We start from the raw sequence: 18,900 nt of genomic DNA, 5'->3' as shown, positions 1-18,900 counted from the left end.
GGGAGTCCGACCCGCGTACTTACGACGACGTGCTCGTCGAGATGACAGCCGGAGCCGGCACGACCGGGGCAACCGGAGCGGCCTGCTGGTCGACCGAAGCCGGCGGCAATCCTTGCGCCGGATCGGACAACGCCGGCATGTCGGCGGGCTGCGCAGCGGCCTCGTCCGGCACCTTCGCGTCGGCGCTCGGCTGGTCGGCCGGCGCAGCGGCGACGGCAGGCTGCGCGGCTTCCGGCGCGGGCGCTTCCGCGGCGACCGGAGCCGGCTCGGCGGCCTTCGCATCGGCTGCCGGGGCGGGCATCGCGGTCTCGGCTGCGGGCGCCGCGACGACGGCAGCAGCCGGCGTCGTGTCGGCAGCGGGCGCGGCAGCGGCCTGCGCGGCGTTGTCGGACGCTGCCGGGATCGGCTCCGGCGCCTTGTCGGCGACGGGCTGCACGGGCTCGGGCGCCTTGTCGGCAACTGCCGGTGCAGGTTCGGGCGCCGTGTCGGCAACCGCCGGTGCGGGTTCGGCGGCCTTGTCGGCAACCGCGGGTGCGGGCTCCGGTGCCTTGTCGGCAACCGCCGGTACGGGCTCCGGTGCCTTGTCGGCCACGGGCTGCACAGGCTCGGGTGCCTTCGTGTCGGCAACCGGCGCGGCAGGCACCGGCGATGCCTTGTCCGCCACTGCCGGTGCGGCGATCACGGCGGCAGCCGGTACGGCTGCGATCGCGGCCGCCGGTACGACCGACGCTGCGGGTGCGGCGGCGACAGCGGGCGCGGCGGCCACCGCGGGCGCTGCGGCTGCGGCCGGTGCCGCGGCTGCAACGGCGGGTGCTGCAACAGCCGGCGCGGCCGCCACTGCAGGTGTCGCCACTGCCGGTGCGGCAGCTGCAACCGCCGGTGCTGCAACAGCCGGTGCGGCCGCAATCGGCGCCATCGACGGCACGGGCACCGGTACCGGCACCGACACGGGTGCCGCCTGCACCGAGGTCGTCGCCACCGGGCGGGGCTGCGCCGGTGCCGGCGCGGCAGCGCCCAGCGGCGGCAGGCCCATGCGGTCGCGCACGATCGGATCGTGATACTTCACGTCGTCGGCGACGGTCGCTTCTGCGCTCGGCGCCACGTTCGAACGGGCGAGCGGCGCGGTCGTGCCCGGGCACAGGTGCCCGGTCGCTTCCACCGCACGCCGGTTCGCGTCGCTCTGGCAGAGCAGCGCAAGCGCCACGTCGGTCAGGCCCATCGCACGGAATTCACGCGCATCGAGACGCCGGACGCAGGCCTGGTCGACCAGTGTCGTGCCGCCCGTCGCGCCGAACCCCGGGAACGACACGCCGACGCTCACCGATCCCATGCAGGTATCGGACAGCGTGGTCGTGAGGCCCGGCGCCTGGATCGCGGGGTTCGTCTTGATCGTCTGCGTCCCGGAGTAATTGACGTTTTCCGCCGACTGGGTGTTGTACGGGTTGGTGCCGGGCGCGCCGGACGACTGCAGCGACTGCGGCGTCACGCTCGTGCCGCCGCTCGTGCTGGACGGCATCGTCACGTTCACGTTCACGCTCGAATTGCCGCTGCTGCGAACCCCGCTGGAGCTGGTGGCGTTCCCGCCGCGCGAGCTCGTGGTGTTCGAGTTCATGCTCGAGCCGCCGCCCTGGCTGATCGCCGTCGACGACGTCGACGACTGCGCGCTCGAAGTCGAATCGGCGGTTTGCGCCTGGGCGCCAATCGTGGTCATCGCGAACATCGCTGCGCATGCCACCTTGATCCTGTTGCTGTTCATTTCACTCTCCGGACGAGGTTTGACCTCCCACCCAGGCAACCGTACTAATTCCCCTGATTCCCTTCAGCTTTGCCTGCTTCCCCGAACTGTTTCCAGCCGTTGCCCAGCTGGGACCATGAGCCGGCCGACATGCCCTGCCACTGCTGGGCGTCAGGTCCGCCGATGGCACTTCCCGAAGAAAGCGTTTGTTGTTCTGACGGTTTGGTTGTCTGGTCAGGGTTGTTTGACGTCTGCAAATTCGATTGCACGTCGTTGGCAATACGGTCAGCGCCATACGCCGTCAGAGACGCGAGCATCAGAGCGGCGGCAATCAGTTTCTGCTTCATGCCAACTCCTTACGTGACAACAATGTGGGGAAAAGAGACCAGCGTCGCTGGGAAACTGGTCCCCCCACACCTGACTAATGACTGCTTCCGGTCGCGCTCGAACTGCCCTGGCTTCCGCCCGCCGCGGACGGCGAGCCGGCCGGACCGGTACTCCACACGGTCGACGAGTTGAAGTGATCCGAGCCCGCAATCGCGCCCGAACCGCCACTGCCCGTCAGGCCAGCGGCACCCGCGTTGGCAATGCCCTGGTCGTTTCCGCCCGCAGCCGTATAGTGGTTCGCGCCGAGTACGATCGTGGCGGTTACCCCTCCCGATAGCGCATTCGCGTTCTCGTTCGTGCTGCTGTTTCCACCGTACGAGCCTGCGGCACCGATACCGCCGCCTGCCGCAAACGCGCCTCCGTTCGTGCCCGAACCGCTGGCCGTCGAAGTCGAGTTGTGGAAGGCGGATGCCGTGCCGGCGGAACCAGCGGGTGTCACGGTACTGCCTGCATTCGCGCCCGCCGTCGAAGTCGAATTGCTGGTATAGCTGCCGGAACCGACCAGCACCGACCCTGAAACACCAGCCGCAACGGATTGCGTCTGGTTGGTCGTGGACGAACCCGCTGCCAATGCAGCCGACGATAAGACGGTGAGCGCTGTCGCAAATATGACGTTGGCTTTCATAGCAATTCCTTGCTGTGAGTAAGTTCGGCGGTGGCGGAGCCGGGCCTGCCCCCCATCGAGCGAAACCCGGCGTCCGTACCGCCAGCCATTGACGAACGCTACGCTCCGCCGCTTAGTAGTGCGTCGTCCAGCCGATCGAGCCGGCATTCGCGCCGCTGTTGCCACCAGCCTGTGCGCCGCCGAAGCCGAAGCCGCCCACTTGCGAGGTGTTGGTGTGGTTCGTGTACGAGACCGAGCCGCTGCTGCCATGGCCGGCCGTTGCGCCAGCTGCACCGAGCGCTGCACCGGAATCGGTCGCGCCGAAAACGCCGAACCCGACGACCCCGGCCATCGTCGAACCGCCGCTCGACGAATTGCTGGTCGATACCGTGCCGCTGCCAGCGAACGCTGCACCCGAAACCGCCAGAACTGCTGCTGCAATCAGAAGCTTCTTCATGGTCGACTCCAAAACGGCGTGAACGGAGTGAGTCAGGAAGATCGCACGCCATCAACCTTCCTGACTTGAGCAATCCTCAAAAAATAAGGATCACTATCCAATTAAGAAAAGCCTGTTGCCTTTTCAATTCAGGTTCTTTGTGATTTTTTCCAGACGAAGCTTAGCTTCGTGATTTTTCGTTATCCAAACTTTTTTGATAGGTGTTTTCGATTATTTTTGTGAACATTCGCCTTATGGCGAAAACACCATTGTTTGATAAACCGGAACGGTGCGCGCACCTTTCCGGCCCGCGATATTCGACACCCCGCCGGACGGCATGCCGGCACACGGCATGCCATTCCGGAATCGAAATTTCGCGAATACATTAACCACCGCAAAATGCAGCGCCGTTGAAAATGCACCCTTTACCCGGGCGACAACGGGCCTGCATTGCAGCCAGGTGGCATGGCTTCTCCCTGAACTGTCGACGAAAGGTCTTCCGGATAATCCGGCCGACGCGCGTTCGATCTAATCCGGCCGGCGCCGGCATGGGCCTGGCGCGATCGAAGCAACCCTGCACGGTCGAGAACGAATCGGCATCACGCTGTCCGGCACGAACAGCCTGATCCATCCGGGTGAACTGCATGAAAGCGAGCCCCGCTGTCGCCCGACTGTCGTGCGGCGCGACAACCGCGCCAGCACGCGAAGCGCGCGGCGGGCAAGAAACCGGTACGGAGCAGCCCGCGAAGCTGGCACAGCGTCGCGAGCGACTCCCCGATCTTTCCGACTCCCCCACTGATGCGCAAAGTACGCGCCGATCAAGCTACTGCTTATGGTCTTCATCGCCGTTTCCCCGACTGCTTATTGACGAGTTGGCCGCCCCACCTCTTCGTTACTTCGTGTCGGCCGCCCGCCGGTGCGTCCAATACCGCAAGCAGCGTGCCACGTGATATTCCACCGCATATTGCGCACGGCAAACGGCCGCCACGGCGGCCCGCAGCGCCGGGATCGACATTTTTTGTTTCAGGAATGTATCGCAACAACGGTTTGGCACCCTCCGCGATCGTTGAGCGCCGCGAAGCAATAGCCGGATTAGACGGACGAATCCGGCTCGCAGGCCGGCACCGGATGGCCAGATGAACGGGTGTTTCAAACTTGAGAAGCGCACGGCCGTACAGGGCGGGCGGCGCGGCCATTTCCGCTTGCGAACCGTGGATTGCGGCATGTGCGCCCCCCTCCCGCCCCACCACAAACGAGAATCGATTCGCCCGATATCGGGTGCTGATGGCCCGACACAGCAGCCTCCGACCAGTCGTCGACCCGCGTTTCCCCTGATGACCGAAACGAATTTGATTCATCCGTGAAAATACCGACGCGATCACATGCCGAGCGAGCGTCGAAATCGACCAAAAAATAAGACTTTCGTACTCGCGTAATCATTAAAACAAATGAAAACGTGCGACCTCACCCGGACTCCACCCACCCTTTTCCGCTTTCATTCACCCTGCCTTTCATGCACCGAATCATCCGATGGGCTGCGCATCCGAGAAACGTCTTAAATCCGTTATCGATGCATTTCTCATTGATGAAACATTCAAATTCAACACATTTTTGATGAAGCCATTCCCGCAAAAGCCTGATTTATCGTGCGTTTCGTCGTATCGAATCGTATCGATCCGGCAATGAGCCGGCCCGCTTTCCTGTCCCCACGATACACGCATGAAACAAAAGCGCGCCTGTCGCGCGGCAATCGCGCCGCCACGCCTCCCGCGCATCGCGACGGCATCGTTCATGGCATGCCGATTGCCTGATCTCCGGCTCTCACCGAGCAGCACGCCAGGGCACAAGATCACGGGCGGCGGTCTGCTCGCCAATCAGCGTATCGGGGAAAAGGCGATGAAGATCACCACCGATCGAGCGACGCTTGCGTCGTTCAAGCATCAACGTGGCAGTCAACGCAATCGAAGCGCCTGTCGCGGCGCTTCGTCGACCTCAGCACATGCGAACCGGCGCTTGCCGACACGCTACCCGTGCAGCGGGATGGAACGCGCGCGCGCCGCCGTCGAGCAGATCGACGTGGGGTTCCCGGAGCTGAACGACGAAGGAGAAAGCCATGAATGACAGGGTCGCGCTCGAGACGCGCGCCGGTCAGCGCGTCCTCGTGACGGGCGGCGCCGGCTTCCTCGGCAGCTACGTCTGCGAGCGCCTGGTCATGGAAGGCGCATCCGTCACGTGCATCGACAGCCTGCTGACGGGACGCAAGCTCAACGTCGCCGACCTGAAAGCGTCCGGCCGCTTCGAGTTCGTGAAGGGCGACGTCTCGCTCGGCCTGCCGCAACTGCAGGTGGACGAAATCTGGAATCTCGCGTGCGCGGCATCGCCGCCCACCTACCAGATCGATCCCGTCCATACGATGTTGACGAACGTGCTCGGCATGAACCACTGCCTCGCGCTTGCGCGCAAGACCGGCGCGCGCGTGTTCCAGGCATCGACCAGCGAGATCTACGGCGACCCGGGCGTGCACCCGCAGACGGAAACCTATCGCGGCAACGTGAACACGATCGGCCCGCGTGCGTGCTACGACGAAGGCAAGCGCGCGGCCGAGGCGCTGTGTTACGACTACTACCGCACGCACGACATCGACGTGCGCGTCGCGCGCATCTTCAACACCTACGGCCCGCGGATGTCGCCGCGCGACGGCCGCGTCGTGTCGAACTTCATCGTCGGCGCACTCAACGGCGCGCCGCTCGAAATCTACGGCGACGGCCGGCAGACGCGTTCGTTCTGCTTCGCCAGCGACCTGATCGACGGCTTCTTCTGCCTGATGCGCGCCGAGCGCAACGTCGGCACGCCGGTCAACATCGGCAACCCCGGCGAATTCACGATGATCGAGCTCGCGGAGAAAGTGCTCGCGATGACGGGCTCGAAGTCGGAGCTCGTGTTCCGGCCGCTACCGATCGACGATCCGCACCAGCGCCGGCCCGACATCTCGATCGCGTCGGCCGAGCTCGGCTGGCGGCCGGCCGTCGATCTCGATGAAGGCCTGCGCCGGACCGTCGACTATTTCAGCCGGGAGCTGTGGCTCGAGCCGGTGCTGCGCATGACCGGGGCCACGGCATGAAAGTGCTCGTGACAGGCGGAGCGGGCTATATCGGCAGCCATACCTGCAAGGCGCTCGCGGCAGCGGGACATGAGCCGGTCGCCTACGACAATCTGTCGACTGGCCATCGCGACGCGGTGCGATGGGGGCCGCTCGTCGCGGCCGACATTCTCGACCGCGACGCGCTGTCGAACGCGTTCGCCACGCATCGGCCCGACGTCGTGATCCATTTCGCCGCGCTCGCCTATGTCGGCGAATCGGTGCTCGCGCCCGACCGCTATTACACGGTCAACGTCACGGGCACCTGCACGCTGCTGAGCGCGATGCGCGCGGCCGGCGTCGGCCGGATCGTGATGTCGTCGTCGTGCGCGACGTACGGCATTCCGGACCTGCTGCCGATCTCGGAACGCACGCCGCAGCTGCCGATCAATCCGTACGGCTTCTCCAAGTACGCGATGGAACGGATGGCCGCCGATTTCGAGCGCGCGTACGGATTGAAGTGGGTCGCGCTGCGCTACTTCAACGCGGCGGGCGCGGACCCGGACGGCATGATCGGCGAATGCCACGAACCGGAAACGCACGCGCTGCCGCTCGCGATCCGCGCGGCACTCGGCACCGGCAATGCATTCCAGGTGATGGGCACCGACTACCCGACGCCCGACGGCTCGGCGATTCGCGACTACGTGCACGTGAGCGACCTCGCCGATGCGCACGTGAAGGCGACCGCCTATCTGTGCGGCGGCGGCCACAGCGTCGCGCTGAATCTCGGTACCGGCAAAGGAACGTCGGTGCTCGACGCGCTGCGCGCCGTCGAAGCCGTGACGGGCCGCCGCGTGCCGACGGTGACGGCCGCGCGCCGCCCGGGCGACCCGCCCGCGTTGTACGCCGATGCCACGAAAGCCGCACTCGTGTTCGGCTGGCGGCCGCGTTTCACCGCGATCGAACCGATGGTCGAACACGCCGCGGCATGGTTTCAGAAAGAACTGCAATTCGCATCCGGCAAGTGAGCCAGTTTCCTTGAACGCCACGCAGGGGAATCACCATGAAGGTACGGATCGCCATCGTCGGCACGGGCTACGTCGGGCTGGTCAGCGGCGCGTGCTTTGCGGATCTCGGGCATGACGTCGTCTGCATCGACAACAATCGCGGCAAGATCGACGCGTTGCACGAAGGCCGCATGCCGATCTACGAACCGGGCCTCGACGCCGTCGTCGCACGCAGCGTCGAACGCGGCACGCTGCGCTTCAGCAGCGACCTCGCGGCAAGCGTGCGCGATCGCGACGCGGTATTCATCGCGGTCGGCACGCCGACGCTGCCGGGCACCGACCAGGCGGACCTGCAGTACGTCGAGGCGGCCGCGCGGGAGATCGCGTCGAACCTGACCGGTTTCGCAGTCGTCGTCACGAAGTCGACGGTGCCGGTCGGCACCAACCGGATCGTCAAGCAGATCGTCGAACGCTGCGCGCCGGACGGCGTCGACGCGGCGATCGCGTCGAATCCGGAGTTCCTGCGCGAAGGCTCGGCGATCGACGATTTCATGCATCCGGATCGCGTCGTGTTCGGCGCCGAGCATCCGCGTGCGATCGAGATCATGAAAGCCATCTATGCGCCGCTGGAAGCGACCGGCCATCTCGTGCTCGCGACCGAGATCGAAACGGCCGAACTCGTGAAATACGCGGCGAATGCGTTCCTCGCGGTGAAGATCAGCTACATCAACGAGATCTCGGACCTGTGCGAAGCAGTGGGCGCCGATGTCGAACTGGTCGCGAACGGCATGGGCCTCGACCGCCGCATCGGCGCGTCGTTCCTGAAGGCCGGCCCCGGCTGGGGCGGCTCGTGCTTCCCGAAGGACACGCGTGCGCTGAAAGCGACAGCTTCCGAACATGCGGTACCGCTGCGCATCGTCAGCGCGGCGATCGAATCGAACGCGCTGCGCAAGGAACAGATCCTGCGCCGGATCGAGAAGGCGTGCGGCGGCTCGATCAAGGACAAGCGCATCGCGGTGCTCGGCCTCACGTTCAAAGGCCAGACCGACGACGTGCGCGAAAGCCCGAGCATCGACGTGATCCAGTTGCTCGTCGGCGCGGGCGCGCATATCCGCGCATACGACCCGGCGCGTCCGCACGAGGCGTCGCGGCTGCTGCCGCAGGTGTTCATGGAGGGCTCCGCGATCGACGCGGTGCGCAGCGCGGACGCGGTCGTCGTGATGACCGAATGGAAAGCGTTCGAGGCACTCGATCTCGCCGACCTCGCGGATCACATGGCCGATCCCGTGATGCTCGACATGCGCAACCTGTTCAGCGAACGGCTGGCCGTCGACAGCGGCTTTCGACGTTACGAACGCGTGGGCCGCTCGTGCGGCGAACGTACGCCGGCCAACCCGGCACCGGAACACCAGCACCTGAGCGGGGACATCCGGCCGCAGCGCGGCCTGCTTCAAGACTGATGGTCTGACCTTGACGGGAGAACACCATGAAGAAGCTGGTTGCGTCGCTTGCCGGCGGCCCTGCGCCGGATACGGCCGACACCACCGCCCCGGAAGTGGATCGCGCCGCATCGCTGCACGCGGACGTCCCGCTTCTCGTCCCGTTGATGGACAGCGGGACCAAAATCGTCTTCCATATCCTCGCGCTGTGCTGGTTCGTCGCGCTGGGCATCTTCTGGCGCTGGTGGTTGCGCGACGAGCACTATGTCGACGCATTCCGCTTCGGCGTCAACTGCTTCGTGCTGTTCTGGACCACCTTCATTCCCGGCTACTTCATCTTCATCATCCGTTCGGCGGTCGTGCCGAACCCCGCGCTGCCGGTGCCGCGCGACTGGCGCGTCGCGATGGTCGTCACCAAGGCGCCGTCCGAGCCGTTCGACATCGTCCGCACGACGCTGCTCGCGATGCTCGACCAGACCTACCCGCACGATACCTGGCTCGCCGATGAAGACCCGTCGCCCGAGACGCTCGACTGGTGCCGCGAGCACGGCGTATTCGTGTCGACGCGGCGCGGCATTGCCGCGTACCACCGCGCAAGCTGGCCGCGCCGCACCAAGTGCAAGGAAGGCAATCTCGCGTACTTCTACGACATGGTCGGCTACGACAACTACGATTTCGTGTCGCAGCTCGATGCCGATCACGTGCCGACCCGGACCTATCTCGAGGAGATGCTGCGGCCGTTCATCGATCCGGAAGTCGGCTACGTGTCGGCGCCGAGCATCTGCGACAGCAACGCGTCCGCGAGCTGGAGCGCACGCGGACGCGTGAACGTCGAGGGGCCGCTGCACGGCACGATGCAGGCCGGCTATGCGGGCGGCCTCGCGCCGCTGTGCATCGGCTCGCACTATGCGGTGCGCTGCCGCGCGCTGCGCGAAATCGGCGGGCTCGGGCCCGAACTCGCCGAGGATCACTCGACCACGATGATCTTCAATTCGAAGGGCTGGCGCGGCATGCATGCGCTGAACGCGATCGCGAACGGCGAAGGGCCGCGCACGTTCGGCGACCTGGCCACGCAGGAATTCCAGTGGTCCAAGAGCGTGATGATCATCATGCTGCGCTACACGCGCCACTATTTCATGGGGCTGCCGCTGAAGCTGAAGGCGCAGTTCCTGTTCTGCCAGCTGTGGTACCCGCTGTGCGCGCTCGCGATGGCCGGCAGCGTCGTGATTCCGGTCGTCGCGCTGCTCACCGGACGCGTATGGGCGCACGTCGACTACCTCACGTACCTCACCTACTCGCTGCCGCTGACCGTGCTGATCCTGTGCGTCGTGACCTGGGCCACGCATTCGACCCAGTCGTGCCGCCCGCTGAATACGAAGCTGCTGTCGTGGGAAGGACTGTCGTTCGTGTTCGCGCGCTGGCCGTGGGTCGTGCTCGGCTGCGCGTCGGCGGTGTTCGACTGCGTGCGCGGCAAGGAATTTCCATTCAAGGTCACGCCGAAGGGCGGCACGATCGAACAGGACGCGCCGCTGCGCGTGGTCGCGCCGTATCTGCTGATCTCGCTGTTCTGCAGCCTGCCCGTCGTCACGGTCGAGAATCCGCGCAACGCCGCCGGCTTCTATCTGTTCTCGACGCTGACGAGCATCCTGTATCTCGCGATCGCGGCCGTCATCGCGGTGAATCACGGCCGGGAGCAAGGGCTCGACGCGTCGGCGTTCAGGCAGATGTTCTTCAGCCGCCTGCCGGTACGCAACGCGCTGTTCGTGTTCGCGCTCGCGATGCTGTTGTCGGGTATCGGGCTGCGCGCGCCGAAAGGCTGGCAGGCGATGATGTGGCGCTCGGGCTTGCCGGCCGTGGTCGCGCCCGTACCGGGCGAGCCCGTGAAGCAACCCGAGCTCGGCGCATACGATCCCGGGAAGACGCTCGCGGCCGATCGCGATCTCGCGTTCGATCATGTGTTCGTGTCGTGGAACGCGCCCGACATCCGCGCGGAAATCGACGATGCCTACCGGAGCGCGCAGGCGCGCAACCGCTCGCTGATGCTGACCATCGAGCCCTGGGCGGCCGGCGATACGCGGCAAGGCGCGCTGCTCGACGATATCGCGCACGGGCGCTACGACGCGCGGATCGCGGCCACCTGCTCGGCGCTCGCCGCGTTGAAGGGCCCCGTGTTCGTGCGTTGGGGCCATGAGATGGAGGCCGACACCGGACGCTATCCGTGGGCCATCGGCGATGCATCGGCCTACGTGGACGCGTACCGGCGGGTCGTGACCGCCTGCCGCACGATGACCGACCAGATCCGCTTCGTGTGGTCGCCGGCCGGCAACCGGAACCTCGACGACTATTTCCCGGGCCGCGGCTATGTGGACGACGTCGGCCTGTCCGTGTTCGACTGCCCGCGCTGCGCGATCTGGCCGGCCGGCGGCCACGCCTCCGCCGCGAGCATCCTGCGGACCAAGTACGAACGGGTGACCGACTACGGGCTGCCGGTGATGGTCACGGAGCTCGGCGTCGACGGGTCGAATTCGCGCAAGCGCGAGGAGCTGGACGAATTCCAGCGGTCGCTGTGGCGCTATCCGCTACTGAAGGCCGTGGTGTATTTCAACGCGGTCGATACGCCCGGCGCGTGGCCGGCGCATTACGTGCCGGACTGGCGGATCGCGCCGACGTTCCTGCAGACGACGGTGGTCGCCAAGTGACATGACCGGTGGCCGGTGGCGCGTCAGCGGTACTGCCGTCAGCCGAGCAACTCCTTCTTCCGCAACTGCACGACGTCGCGCATCGGCGGCGCGCCGAACAACCGGCTGTATTCGCGGCTGAACTGCGACGCGCTTTCGTAGCCGACGACGGCGGCCACCGACCCGACGTCACCGCCCTGCCGCAGCAACAGCCGCCGCGCTTCGTGCAGCCGCAACTGCTTCTGGTACTGCAGCGGGCTCAGCGTCGTCACGTGCTTGAAGTGATGGTGCAGCGACGACACGCTCATGTTGACCGCCTGCGCGAGCGACTCGACGCGCATCGGCTCCGCGAAGTGATCGCGGATCCATTCGATCGCGCGCGCGATCCGGTGCGTCTGGCTGCCCGCGATCGCCATATGCCGCAGCCGCGTGCCCTGCCCGCTCGTCATCAGCCGGTACAGCAATTCCTTTTCGATCAGCGGCGCGACGACCGGAATGTCGGCCGGCGTATCGAGCAGCCGCAACAGCCGCAGTGCAGCATCGAGCAATGGCGGCGTCAGCTCGGCGAGCGCGATCCCCTCGCCTTCGGGGCCCGCGTCGGGTTCGGGCAGCCGCATCTCGGCCGCGAGCTCGACGATGCGCTGCGGATCGAGCGTCAGCGACAGGCACAGATAGGGTGCGTCCGGCGACGCGCGCGTCACGCGCGACAGGATCGGCAAGTCGATCGATGTAATCAGGCAATTCTGCGTGTCGTACTCGTACGCGTGACCAGCCACGATCACGCGCTTCGCGCCCTGCGCGGCGATCACGAGCGCGGCCCGCGACACGCCGCAGCCGAGATCGACCGGCCGCGTGTGCCGGTGCAGCATCAGGCCCGGCACGGCCGTTGAATGCGAGCCGTCCGCCGGCGCGAAACGGCCGATCAGCATCGCCAGCTCGCGCCGCCCGGATTCGCGCGACGCCACGATATCGGTCATGTCCATGACCCTTCCTCGATCAATTTCCTCATGTCGCGGGAGCATAGCGAAACCGTCTGCGGCCTGCCGGGGATTTGCAGGATTGTTCAATAAATTTGCAGGATTGGGTAGACGAAAAAACCAGCGGCTCGCGCACACTGCCCGCTAACCGGGCGCATGCCGGGTTTTCCCCACGGAGACAATCACAATGCCTACCTCGTTTGTCCTGAACGGCAAGAACGTCACGCTCGACGCCGATCCGTCGATGCCCGTCCTCTGGGCGATTCGCGAACACGCGGGACTGACCGGCACGAAGTTCGGCTGCGGCATGGCGCAGTGCGGCGCGTGCACGGTGCATCTCGAAGGCCAGGCCGTGCGCTCGTGCGTGCTGCCGCTCGCCGGCATCGCGGGCAAGCACATCACGACGATCGAAGGCCTGCAGAGCAAGCCCGCGCAGGCCGTGCAGACGGCCTGGGTCAAGCTGCAGGTGCCGCAATGCGGCTACTGCCAGTCGGGCCAGATCATGTCGGCCACCGCGCTGCTCGAACAGAACCCGAAGCCGACCGACGCGGACATCGACGCCGCGATGAACGGCAACCTGTGCCGCTGTGCGACCTACGCCCGCATCCGGGCGGCGATCCACGACGCGGCTGCAACGCTGGGAGCGTGACCATGACGATCGAACTCGACAACACCGGTTCGGTGCGTCCGTCGCGCCGCACGTTCCTGAAGGCCGCGGGCGCCGCGGCCGCCGTCAGCCTGACCATCGGCTTCGAATGGGCCGGCCTCGGCCGCCGCGCGCTGGCGGCGACAGCCCCCGCCGCCGACTTCGCGCCGAACGCGTTCCTGCGCATCACGCCCGACGGCGCCGTCACGGTCATCGCGAAGCACGTCGAGCTGGGCCAGGGCGCGTATACGGGCATCGCGACGATCGTCGCCGAGGAGCTCGACGCCGACTGGTCGCACGTGCGCGTCGAAAGCGCGCCCGCCGACGCGAAACGCTACGCGAACCTCGCGTTCGGCACGATGCAGGGGACGGGCGGCAGCTCGGCCATGTCGAACTCGTGGCAGCAACTGCGCGAAGCGGGCAGCAAGGCCCGCGCGATGCTGGTATCGGCCGCGGCAGCCCGCTGGAAGGTACCGGCCAGCGAGCTGACGACGGCCAATGGCGTCGTCACGCATGCGAAGAGCGGCAAGACGGCCGCGTACGGCACGCTCGTCGCCGATGCGTCGAAGCTGCCCGTGCCCGACAAGGTCACGCTGAAGCAGCCGGCCGAATTCAAGCTGATCGGTCACCGGATTCCGCGCGTCGACGCGTCGGCGAAATCGAACGGCACCGCGCATTTCACGCTCGACACGACCTTCCCCGGCATGCGCGTCGCGCTGCTGCAGCGCCCGCCGCGCTTCGGCGCGAAGGTGAAATCGTTCGACGCGACGGCGGCCAAGGCCGTGCCGGGCGTCGTGTCGGTCGTGCAGGTGCCGGGCGGCGTCGCGGTCGTCGGAACCGGCTTCTGGGCCGCGAAACAGGGCCGCGACGCGCTGAAAGTCGAATGGGACGAAACGAACGCCGAAAAGCGCAGCTCGGACGAGATCATGCGCGAATACCGGCAGCTCGCCGACAAGCCGGGCACATCGGCACGCAAGGACGGCGATGCCGACGCGGCGATCGCCGGCGCGGTACGCAAGATCGGCGCGACCTACGAATTCCCGTATCTCGCGCACGCGCCGATGGAGCCGCTCGACGCGGTCGTCAAGCTGACGGCGAACAGCTGCGAGATCTGGGCCGGCGACCAGTTCCAGACCGTCGACCAGGCCAACGCGGCCAGGACGGCGGGCCTGACGCCCGAGCAGGTGCAGATCCACACGCTGTACGCGGGCGGCAGCTTCGGCCGGCGCGCGAACGCGTGGTCGGACTACGTGGTCGAGGCCGTGTCGATCGCGAAAGCGCTCGGCGCGGACGGCAAGCCCGTCAAACTGCAGTGGACGCGCGAGGACGACATTCAGGGCGGCTTCTACCGGCCGATGTACTTCCACAAGCTCGATGCGGGGCTGACCGCCGACGGCAAGCTGGTCGGCTGGCGCCACCGCATCGTCGGGCAGTCGATCCTCGCCGGCACGCCGTTCGAGGCGTTCATGGTGAAGAACGGCGTCGATGCGACGTCGGTCGAGGGCGCGGCGAACCTGCCATACGCCGTGCCGAACGTGTCGGTCGAGCTCACCACCACCAAGGTCGGCCTGCCCGTGCTGTGGTGGCGCGTGGTCGGCAGCTCGCACACGGCGTACGCGGTCGAGGCGTTCATCGACGAAGCCGCGCACACGGCCGGCAAGGATCCGTACGCGTTCCGCCGCGACCTGCTCGCGAAGGAGCCGCGCATGCGCGCGGTGCTGGACCTGGCCGCGCAGAAGGCCGGCTGGGATCCGGCCAAGCCGCTGCCGAAGGGCCGCGGGCGCGGGATCGCGGTCGCCGAGGCGTTCAAGAGCTATGTCGCGCAGGTGGCCGAGGTGTCGGTCGATGCAGACGGCAAGGTGAAGGTCGAGCGCGTGGTGTGCGCGGTCGATTGCGGGATCGCGATCAATCCGGACATCGTCGCCGCGCAGATGGAAGGCGGCATCGGCTTCGGGCTCGGCGCGGTGATGCACAGCGCGATCACGCTGAAGGACGGCCAGGTCGAGCAGCGCAACTTCGACGGCTACCACGTGCTGAGGATGGCCGAGATGCCGAAGGTCGAAGTGCATATCGTGCCGTCGGCCGAAGCGCCGACCGGGGTCGGCGAGCCGGGCGTCGCACCGGTCGGGCCGGCTGTCGCGAACGCGATCTTCGCGGCGACGGGCAAGCGGCATTACGTGCTGCCGTTCGATTCGGCGGATAGCGCGAAGGCGTGACGACGGATCGGAACACCGGCTGCGGGACGGAAGACGTCTTGCGGCCGGCGTTCTTTTGCTGGACACGGCCGATGCAGGGTTCGATGTCGGCAAAAATCGCTCGTAACGCCTTGATCCGTATGAAAAATCCTTTGATCCTGTCGGGTTTGATGTAGGGTTCGCGATCCGGCCGCAGCAACGTTTCGCAACCTCGATTCCCGCCTCTCCCCACACGTTACGCCCGACGTAACGCCCGTAACGTCGCCCACCGATGCTACGTAACAATCCTTCAATGTCGCCCCGACCCCTTTTCCACCCGTTCCGCGCCTCCCGTTAAAAATTCTTTTAAATTCAAGGCCGCCACGCCGCTTGCACCGGCACCGTCCCCCGTCGACACATGACGATCCGCTCCCTGGCCCGAAAGTTGCAGCACAGGACCCGCAAACACTCCTTTACGGACATGCGAGGGCCACCATGGATTGCAAATACCTGTACATCGACAACATAAAAATCAACTTCGTGCGCCGCACGATCGAAATCGACAACAAAGTCGTTGACGTCACGCCGCGTGAATTCGACGTCGTCGAATTCCTGCTCGACAACATGAACAAGATCGTGCCGCGGCAGGCAATCCAGGAAGCCGTGTGGGGCCGAGAACTCGGCGTGTCGTCGCGCACGCTCGACACCCATATCTCGCGTATCCGCTCGAAGCTGCAGCTCGATCACGACAAGAACCTGCGGATCATCCCTATCTACGCCGTCGGCTATCGCCTGGTGCTGTTCGGTGCGGCGATGACGCACGTCGAGCGCCACGAAGCGGCGCCGCTCCTGCGCATCGCACCGCAGGCTGCGATGGCCGCGATGGCCGCCGACTACGCCTGACGCTTCGCCCCACGCGCCGCGCCGTCGCGGCGCGCCGGCCACACTCCCCCCACCGCGCTGCGCCGCTCCGCAGCGCCTCGCGGCCCGCCCGTCGGGCGCGGCCTGCATGCCGCCCGGCCCGCCAGCCAGTCGCGACCCGACCGCCGCCTCCGGGCGGCGGTCGCTTTTGGACGCCCGCGTCCGCGCATCGTCACGCTTCGTCGCCACCGCGCCGGCCGCCGCCGCCCATGCCCGGGACTACGGATTCCGGCGTGACACACGACCATTGCCGTCCCTACAATCGACGCAGCCCCCGCGCGCCCTCCGCGCCGCCGGCCCCTGAACGAACGGAACGACCATGAAGATGTGTGATTCGCGAACCGTTGTCGCCTGCCTGTGTGCCCTGGTTGCGCTCGCGTGCGCCGCGCCGCCCCTCGCACACGCGGCGAACGACCACACGCTTCACGTCGCGTCGACGACGTCGGGCAACCCGGATGAAGACAGCACAGGGCGCGACACGCCGCCCGCACGCCAGCGACGGATGGATGCCGTCGCGACCACGCCGCCCGATCGCGCCCGTCGGCAAGCGTCGCCGGCGGCCTCCGCCGATCCGCCTTCGTGCCATGCGCGGCCCGTGACGACGCGGTGCCGCGGCCCGCACGCGAACGACGCGAAGCAGCACTGCACGCGCTGCCTCGATCAGTGACGACGCACAGCGTGCCCGCTTACGCGGCGCGCTGCGCTTCCAGCCACGCCTGAAACATCAGCACCGTCCACAGCTGGTGCTGCCAGTTCATCCGGCCGGTCTGGTGCTGCCGCCACAGACGCTCGACCGCGGCCGCATCGAAGAAGCCCTCCTCGCGCAACCGCGACGGCCGCAACAGCGCCTCGGCCCAGTCACGCAACGAACCGCGCAGCCAGTGATCGACGGGCGCGCAAAAACCCTGCTTCGGCCGGTCGATCAGCGCGGACGGCACGTACCGGTCGAGCAGCCGGCGCAGCAGCGCCTTCGACTGCCCTTCCGGCAAACGCACCTCCGCCGGCACGCGCCACGCGAATTCGACGACGTGATGGTCGAGGAACGGCATGCGCGTTTCGAGACTCACGGCCATCGCCGCGCGATCGACTTTCGCGAGGATGTCGGTCGGCAAGTACGTGAGCGTGTCGATCGCCATCGCCTGCTCGGCGAAGCTCAGGTGCGCGGGCCATGCGGATACGGTGTCGAGCGGTGTCGCCGGCTCCTGGCCCGACAGCGCAAGGCGCTCGGGATGATGCACCGACGACATCAGCAGCCGGTACAGCCCGATGCGGCTCTCGGCCGTCATCACGTGACCGAGCTTGTGCAGGCGATCGCCGATGCGCGTCGCCGATTCGCGTGCCTCCACGCCGCCCCACGCTCCTTGTGCGACGGCCGCGAGCTGGTCCGCGTGATCGGGCCGCAACGCATGCAGCGCGGCGGCGATCCGCGCGCGCACGGCGCCCGGCACGCGATGCAACTTGCGCCACAGGCGCGGCGTCAGGAAGTAGCGCGTGTAACCGCCGAACAGCTCGTCGCCGCCGTCGCCGGACAGGCTCACCTTCACGTGCCGGCGCGTCAGCTCCGACACGAGAAAGGTCGGGATCTGCGACGCATCGGAAAACGGCTCGTCGTAGATCGACGGCAGCTTCGGCACGACGTCGAGCGCATGGTCGGCCGTGACGTACAGCTCGGTATGGCGCGTGCCGAGATGGCGCGCGACCGCCTTCGCATAACCGGCTTCGTCATAGCCGGCTTCGTGGAAGCCGATCGTGAACGTGTCGACCGGCGTCGCCGATTGCGCTTGCATCAGCGCGACGATCGCCGACGAATCGACGCCGCCCGACAGGAACGCGCCGAGCGGCACGTCGGCCTCCATCTGCCGCGCGACGGCCTGGCGCAAGACCACGTCGAGCTGACCGACCGCCTCGTCGGCACTACCCTCGAACGGCTGCGCACGACCGTCCTCGATTGCCTGATCGAGCGTCCAGTACGCACGCAGGCGCGGCATGTCGCGCGCATGCTCGAACTGGATATACGTGCCCGGCGGCAGCTTGTGGATGCCGCGATAGATCGTGTGCGGCGCGGGTACGCTCGACTGGCGCAGATACAGGCACAGCGCATCGCGGTCGATCGCGCCGTCGAAGCCCGGGTAGCCGCGCAGCGCCTTCAGCTCGGACGCGAACACGAGCGCGTCGCCGATCCGGCCGTAGTAGAGCGGCTTCTCGCCGATCCGGTCGCGCGCGAGCGTCAGCACGCGCGATTCGCGATTCCACAGCGCGATCGCGAACATGCCGGTCGCACGCCGCAGCGTCGCTTCGACACCCCACGCGACGATCGCCGCGATCAGCACCTCGCTGTCGGAGTGGCCGCGCCACGCCGGTGCGCGACCCGCGCGCTCGAGCTCGGCGCGCAGTTCGCGATGGTTGTAGATTTCGCCGTTGAAGACCATGACGTAGCGGCCGCACGCGGATGCCATCGGCTGTCGGCCGTGTACCGACAGGTCGACGATCGCGAGCCGCCGGTGGCCGAGCGCGATGCCGGCTTCCGGATCGACCCAGATCCCCTGTCCGTCCGGCCCGCGATGCGCGAGGCTTGCCGTCATGCGCGCGAGCGTGCCGCGCGCTGTCTCCTCATCGATGGCGACGCTATTCAGAAAGCCGTCGATTCCGCACATTGATTTTTCCGCCCCTGTTGACCAGTTCCGTCACGCATGGCGCAACCTCGCGGCCCGCCGTCCGGCGTGACGGTCGAGCCATATTACGAAGAAATAAATCAGCAATAATTCACTGGTGAATGCTGAAATCACTCGAAAAAAACGCTGTCAAGCATCGTGTACG

The 18,900-nt window shown here is 66.7% G+C and carries 14 protein-coding genes and 1 pseudogene; 9 read left to right on the top strand and 6 right to left on the bottom strand.

The annotated features are described in order from the left end of the window. Window positions 1-19: 19 nt before the first annotated feature. From ACN8ZM_RS20170 to ACN8ZM_RS20155, 4 genes are all read right to left on the bottom strand, one after another. Window positions 20-1,756 carry a chemotaxis protein CheA gene (locus ACN8ZM_RS20170; protein WP_420212176.1) on the bottom strand — a complete coding sequence of 579 codons (1,737 nt, stop codon included), beginning with the start codon at window positions 1,754-1,756 and terminating at the stop codon, window positions 20-22. Between the two features lie 44 nt (window positions 1,757-1,800). Further along, a complete protein-coding gene (locus ACN8ZM_RS20165) occupies window positions 1,801-2,082 on the bottom strand; it encodes a hypothetical protein (protein WP_011354481.1) in 282 nt (93 codons plus the stop codon). 74 nt (window positions 2,083-2,156) lie between these two features. Continuing rightward, window positions 2,157-2,747: a hypothetical protein gene (locus tag ACN8ZM_RS20160; protein WP_043179934.1), complete on the bottom strand. Its 591-nt coding sequence runs from the start codon at window positions 2,745-2,747 to the stop codon at window positions 2,157-2,159. Between the two features lie 112 nt (window positions 2,748-2,859). Further along, the gene (locus tag ACN8ZM_RS20155) at window positions 2,860-3,183 is read right to left on the bottom strand and encodes a hypothetical protein (RefSeq protein WP_043179937.1); all 324 of its coding nucleotides are present in this window, start codon (window positions 3,181-3,183) and stop codon (window positions 2,860-2,862) included. Between the two features lie 1,698 nt (window positions 3,184-4,881). Between ACN8ZM_RS20155 and ACN8ZM_RS20150 the strand changes: the two genes are divergently transcribed. From ACN8ZM_RS20150 to ACN8ZM_RS20130, 5 genes are read left to right on the top strand one after another with little or no spacing between them, the layout of a single operon-like run. Beyond that, window positions 4,882-5,283 (top strand): hypothetical protein, encoded by a 402-nt coding sequence (locus ACN8ZM_RS20150; protein ID WP_080741471.1) that lies wholly within the window; start codon window positions 4,882-4,884, stop codon window positions 5,281-5,283. After that, window positions 5,276-6,283 carry a UDP-glucuronic acid decarboxylase family protein gene (locus ACN8ZM_RS20145; RefSeq protein ID WP_420212175.1) on the top strand — a complete coding sequence of 336 codons (1,008 nt, stop codon included), beginning with the start codon at window positions 5,276-5,278 and terminating at the stop codon, window positions 6,281-6,283. The genes ACN8ZM_RS20150 and ACN8ZM_RS20145 overlap by 8 nt, the downstream gene beginning before the upstream one ends. Continuing rightward, the gene (galE, locus tag ACN8ZM_RS20140) at window positions 6,280-7,269 is read left to right on the top strand and encodes a UDP-glucose 4-epimerase GalE (protein WP_420212174.1); all 990 of its coding nucleotides are present in this window, start codon (window positions 6,280-6,282) and stop codon (window positions 7,267-7,269) included. The genes ACN8ZM_RS20145 and galE overlap by 4 nt, the downstream gene beginning before the upstream one ends. 35 nt (window positions 7,270-7,304) lie before the next feature. Beyond that, on the top strand, window positions 7,305-8,708 hold the full coding sequence (locus tag ACN8ZM_RS20135) for a UDP-glucose dehydrogenase family protein (RefSeq protein ID WP_420212173.1): 1,404 nt from the start codon (window positions 7,305-7,307) through the stop codon (window positions 8,706-8,708). 26 nt (window positions 8,709-8,734) lie between these two features. Continuing rightward, window positions 8,735-11,386: a glycosyltransferase family 2 protein gene (locus ACN8ZM_RS20130; protein ID WP_420212172.1), complete on the top strand. Its 2,652-nt coding sequence runs from the start codon at window positions 8,735-8,737 to the stop codon at window positions 11,384-11,386. Between the two features lie 38 nt (window positions 11,387-11,424). On the opposite strand, the gene ACN8ZM_RS20125 is transcribed toward ACN8ZM_RS20130, so the two are convergent. Beyond that, entirely contained in the window at window positions 11,425-12,348 is a 924-nt protein-coding gene (locus ACN8ZM_RS20125; RefSeq protein WP_043179948.1) for an AraC family transcriptional regulator, read from the bottom strand. Window positions 12,349-12,529: 181 nt separating this feature from the next. On the opposite strand from ACN8ZM_RS20125, the gene ACN8ZM_RS20120 reads away from it, so the two are divergent. From ACN8ZM_RS20120 to ACN8ZM_RS20105, 4 genes and pseudogenes are all read left to right on the top strand, one after another. Beyond that, complete coding sequence (locus ACN8ZM_RS20120) at window positions 12,530-12,991, top strand: (2Fe-2S)-binding protein (RefSeq protein ID WP_043179951.1); 462 nt, start codon at window positions 12,530-12,532, stop codon at window positions 12,989-12,991. A gap of 2 nt (window positions 12,992-12,993) precedes the next feature. Beyond that, window positions 12,994-15,204 carry a molybdopterin cofactor-binding domain-containing protein gene (locus ACN8ZM_RS20115; protein ID WP_420212171.1) on the top strand — a complete coding sequence of 737 codons (2,211 nt, stop codon included), beginning with the start codon at window positions 12,994-12,996 and terminating at the stop codon, window positions 15,202-15,204. Between the two features lie 453 nt (window positions 15,205-15,657). Then, the gene (locus ACN8ZM_RS20110; RefSeq protein WP_043179956.1) at window positions 15,658-16,065 is read left to right on the top strand and encodes a winged helix-turn-helix domain-containing protein; all 408 of its coding nucleotides are present in this window, start codon (window positions 15,658-15,660) and stop codon (window positions 16,063-16,065) included. Between the two features lie 493 nt (window positions 16,066-16,558). Further along, window positions 16,559-16,750, top strand: a pseudogene (locus ACN8ZM_RS20105) (lytic transglycosylase); the annotation flags it as partial. A gap of 19 nt (window positions 16,751-16,769) precedes the next feature. On the opposite strand, the gene asnB reads toward ACN8ZM_RS20105, so the two are convergent. After that, complete coding sequence (gene asnB, locus ACN8ZM_RS20100; protein ID WP_420212170.1) at window positions 16,770-18,737, bottom strand: asparagine synthase (glutamine-hydrolyzing); 1,968 nt, start codon at window positions 18,735-18,737, stop codon at window positions 16,770-16,772. Between the last annotated feature and the right edge of the window lie 163 nt (window positions 18,738-18,900).

It is taken from the genome of Burkholderia aenigmatica, assembly GCF_048627025.1.
GTDB classification, from domain to species: domain Bacteria; phylum Pseudomonadota; class Gammaproteobacteria; order Burkholderiales; family Burkholderiaceae; genus Burkholderia; species Burkholderia aenigmatica.
This window is presented reverse-complemented; position numbering and strand designations above follow the sequence as displayed.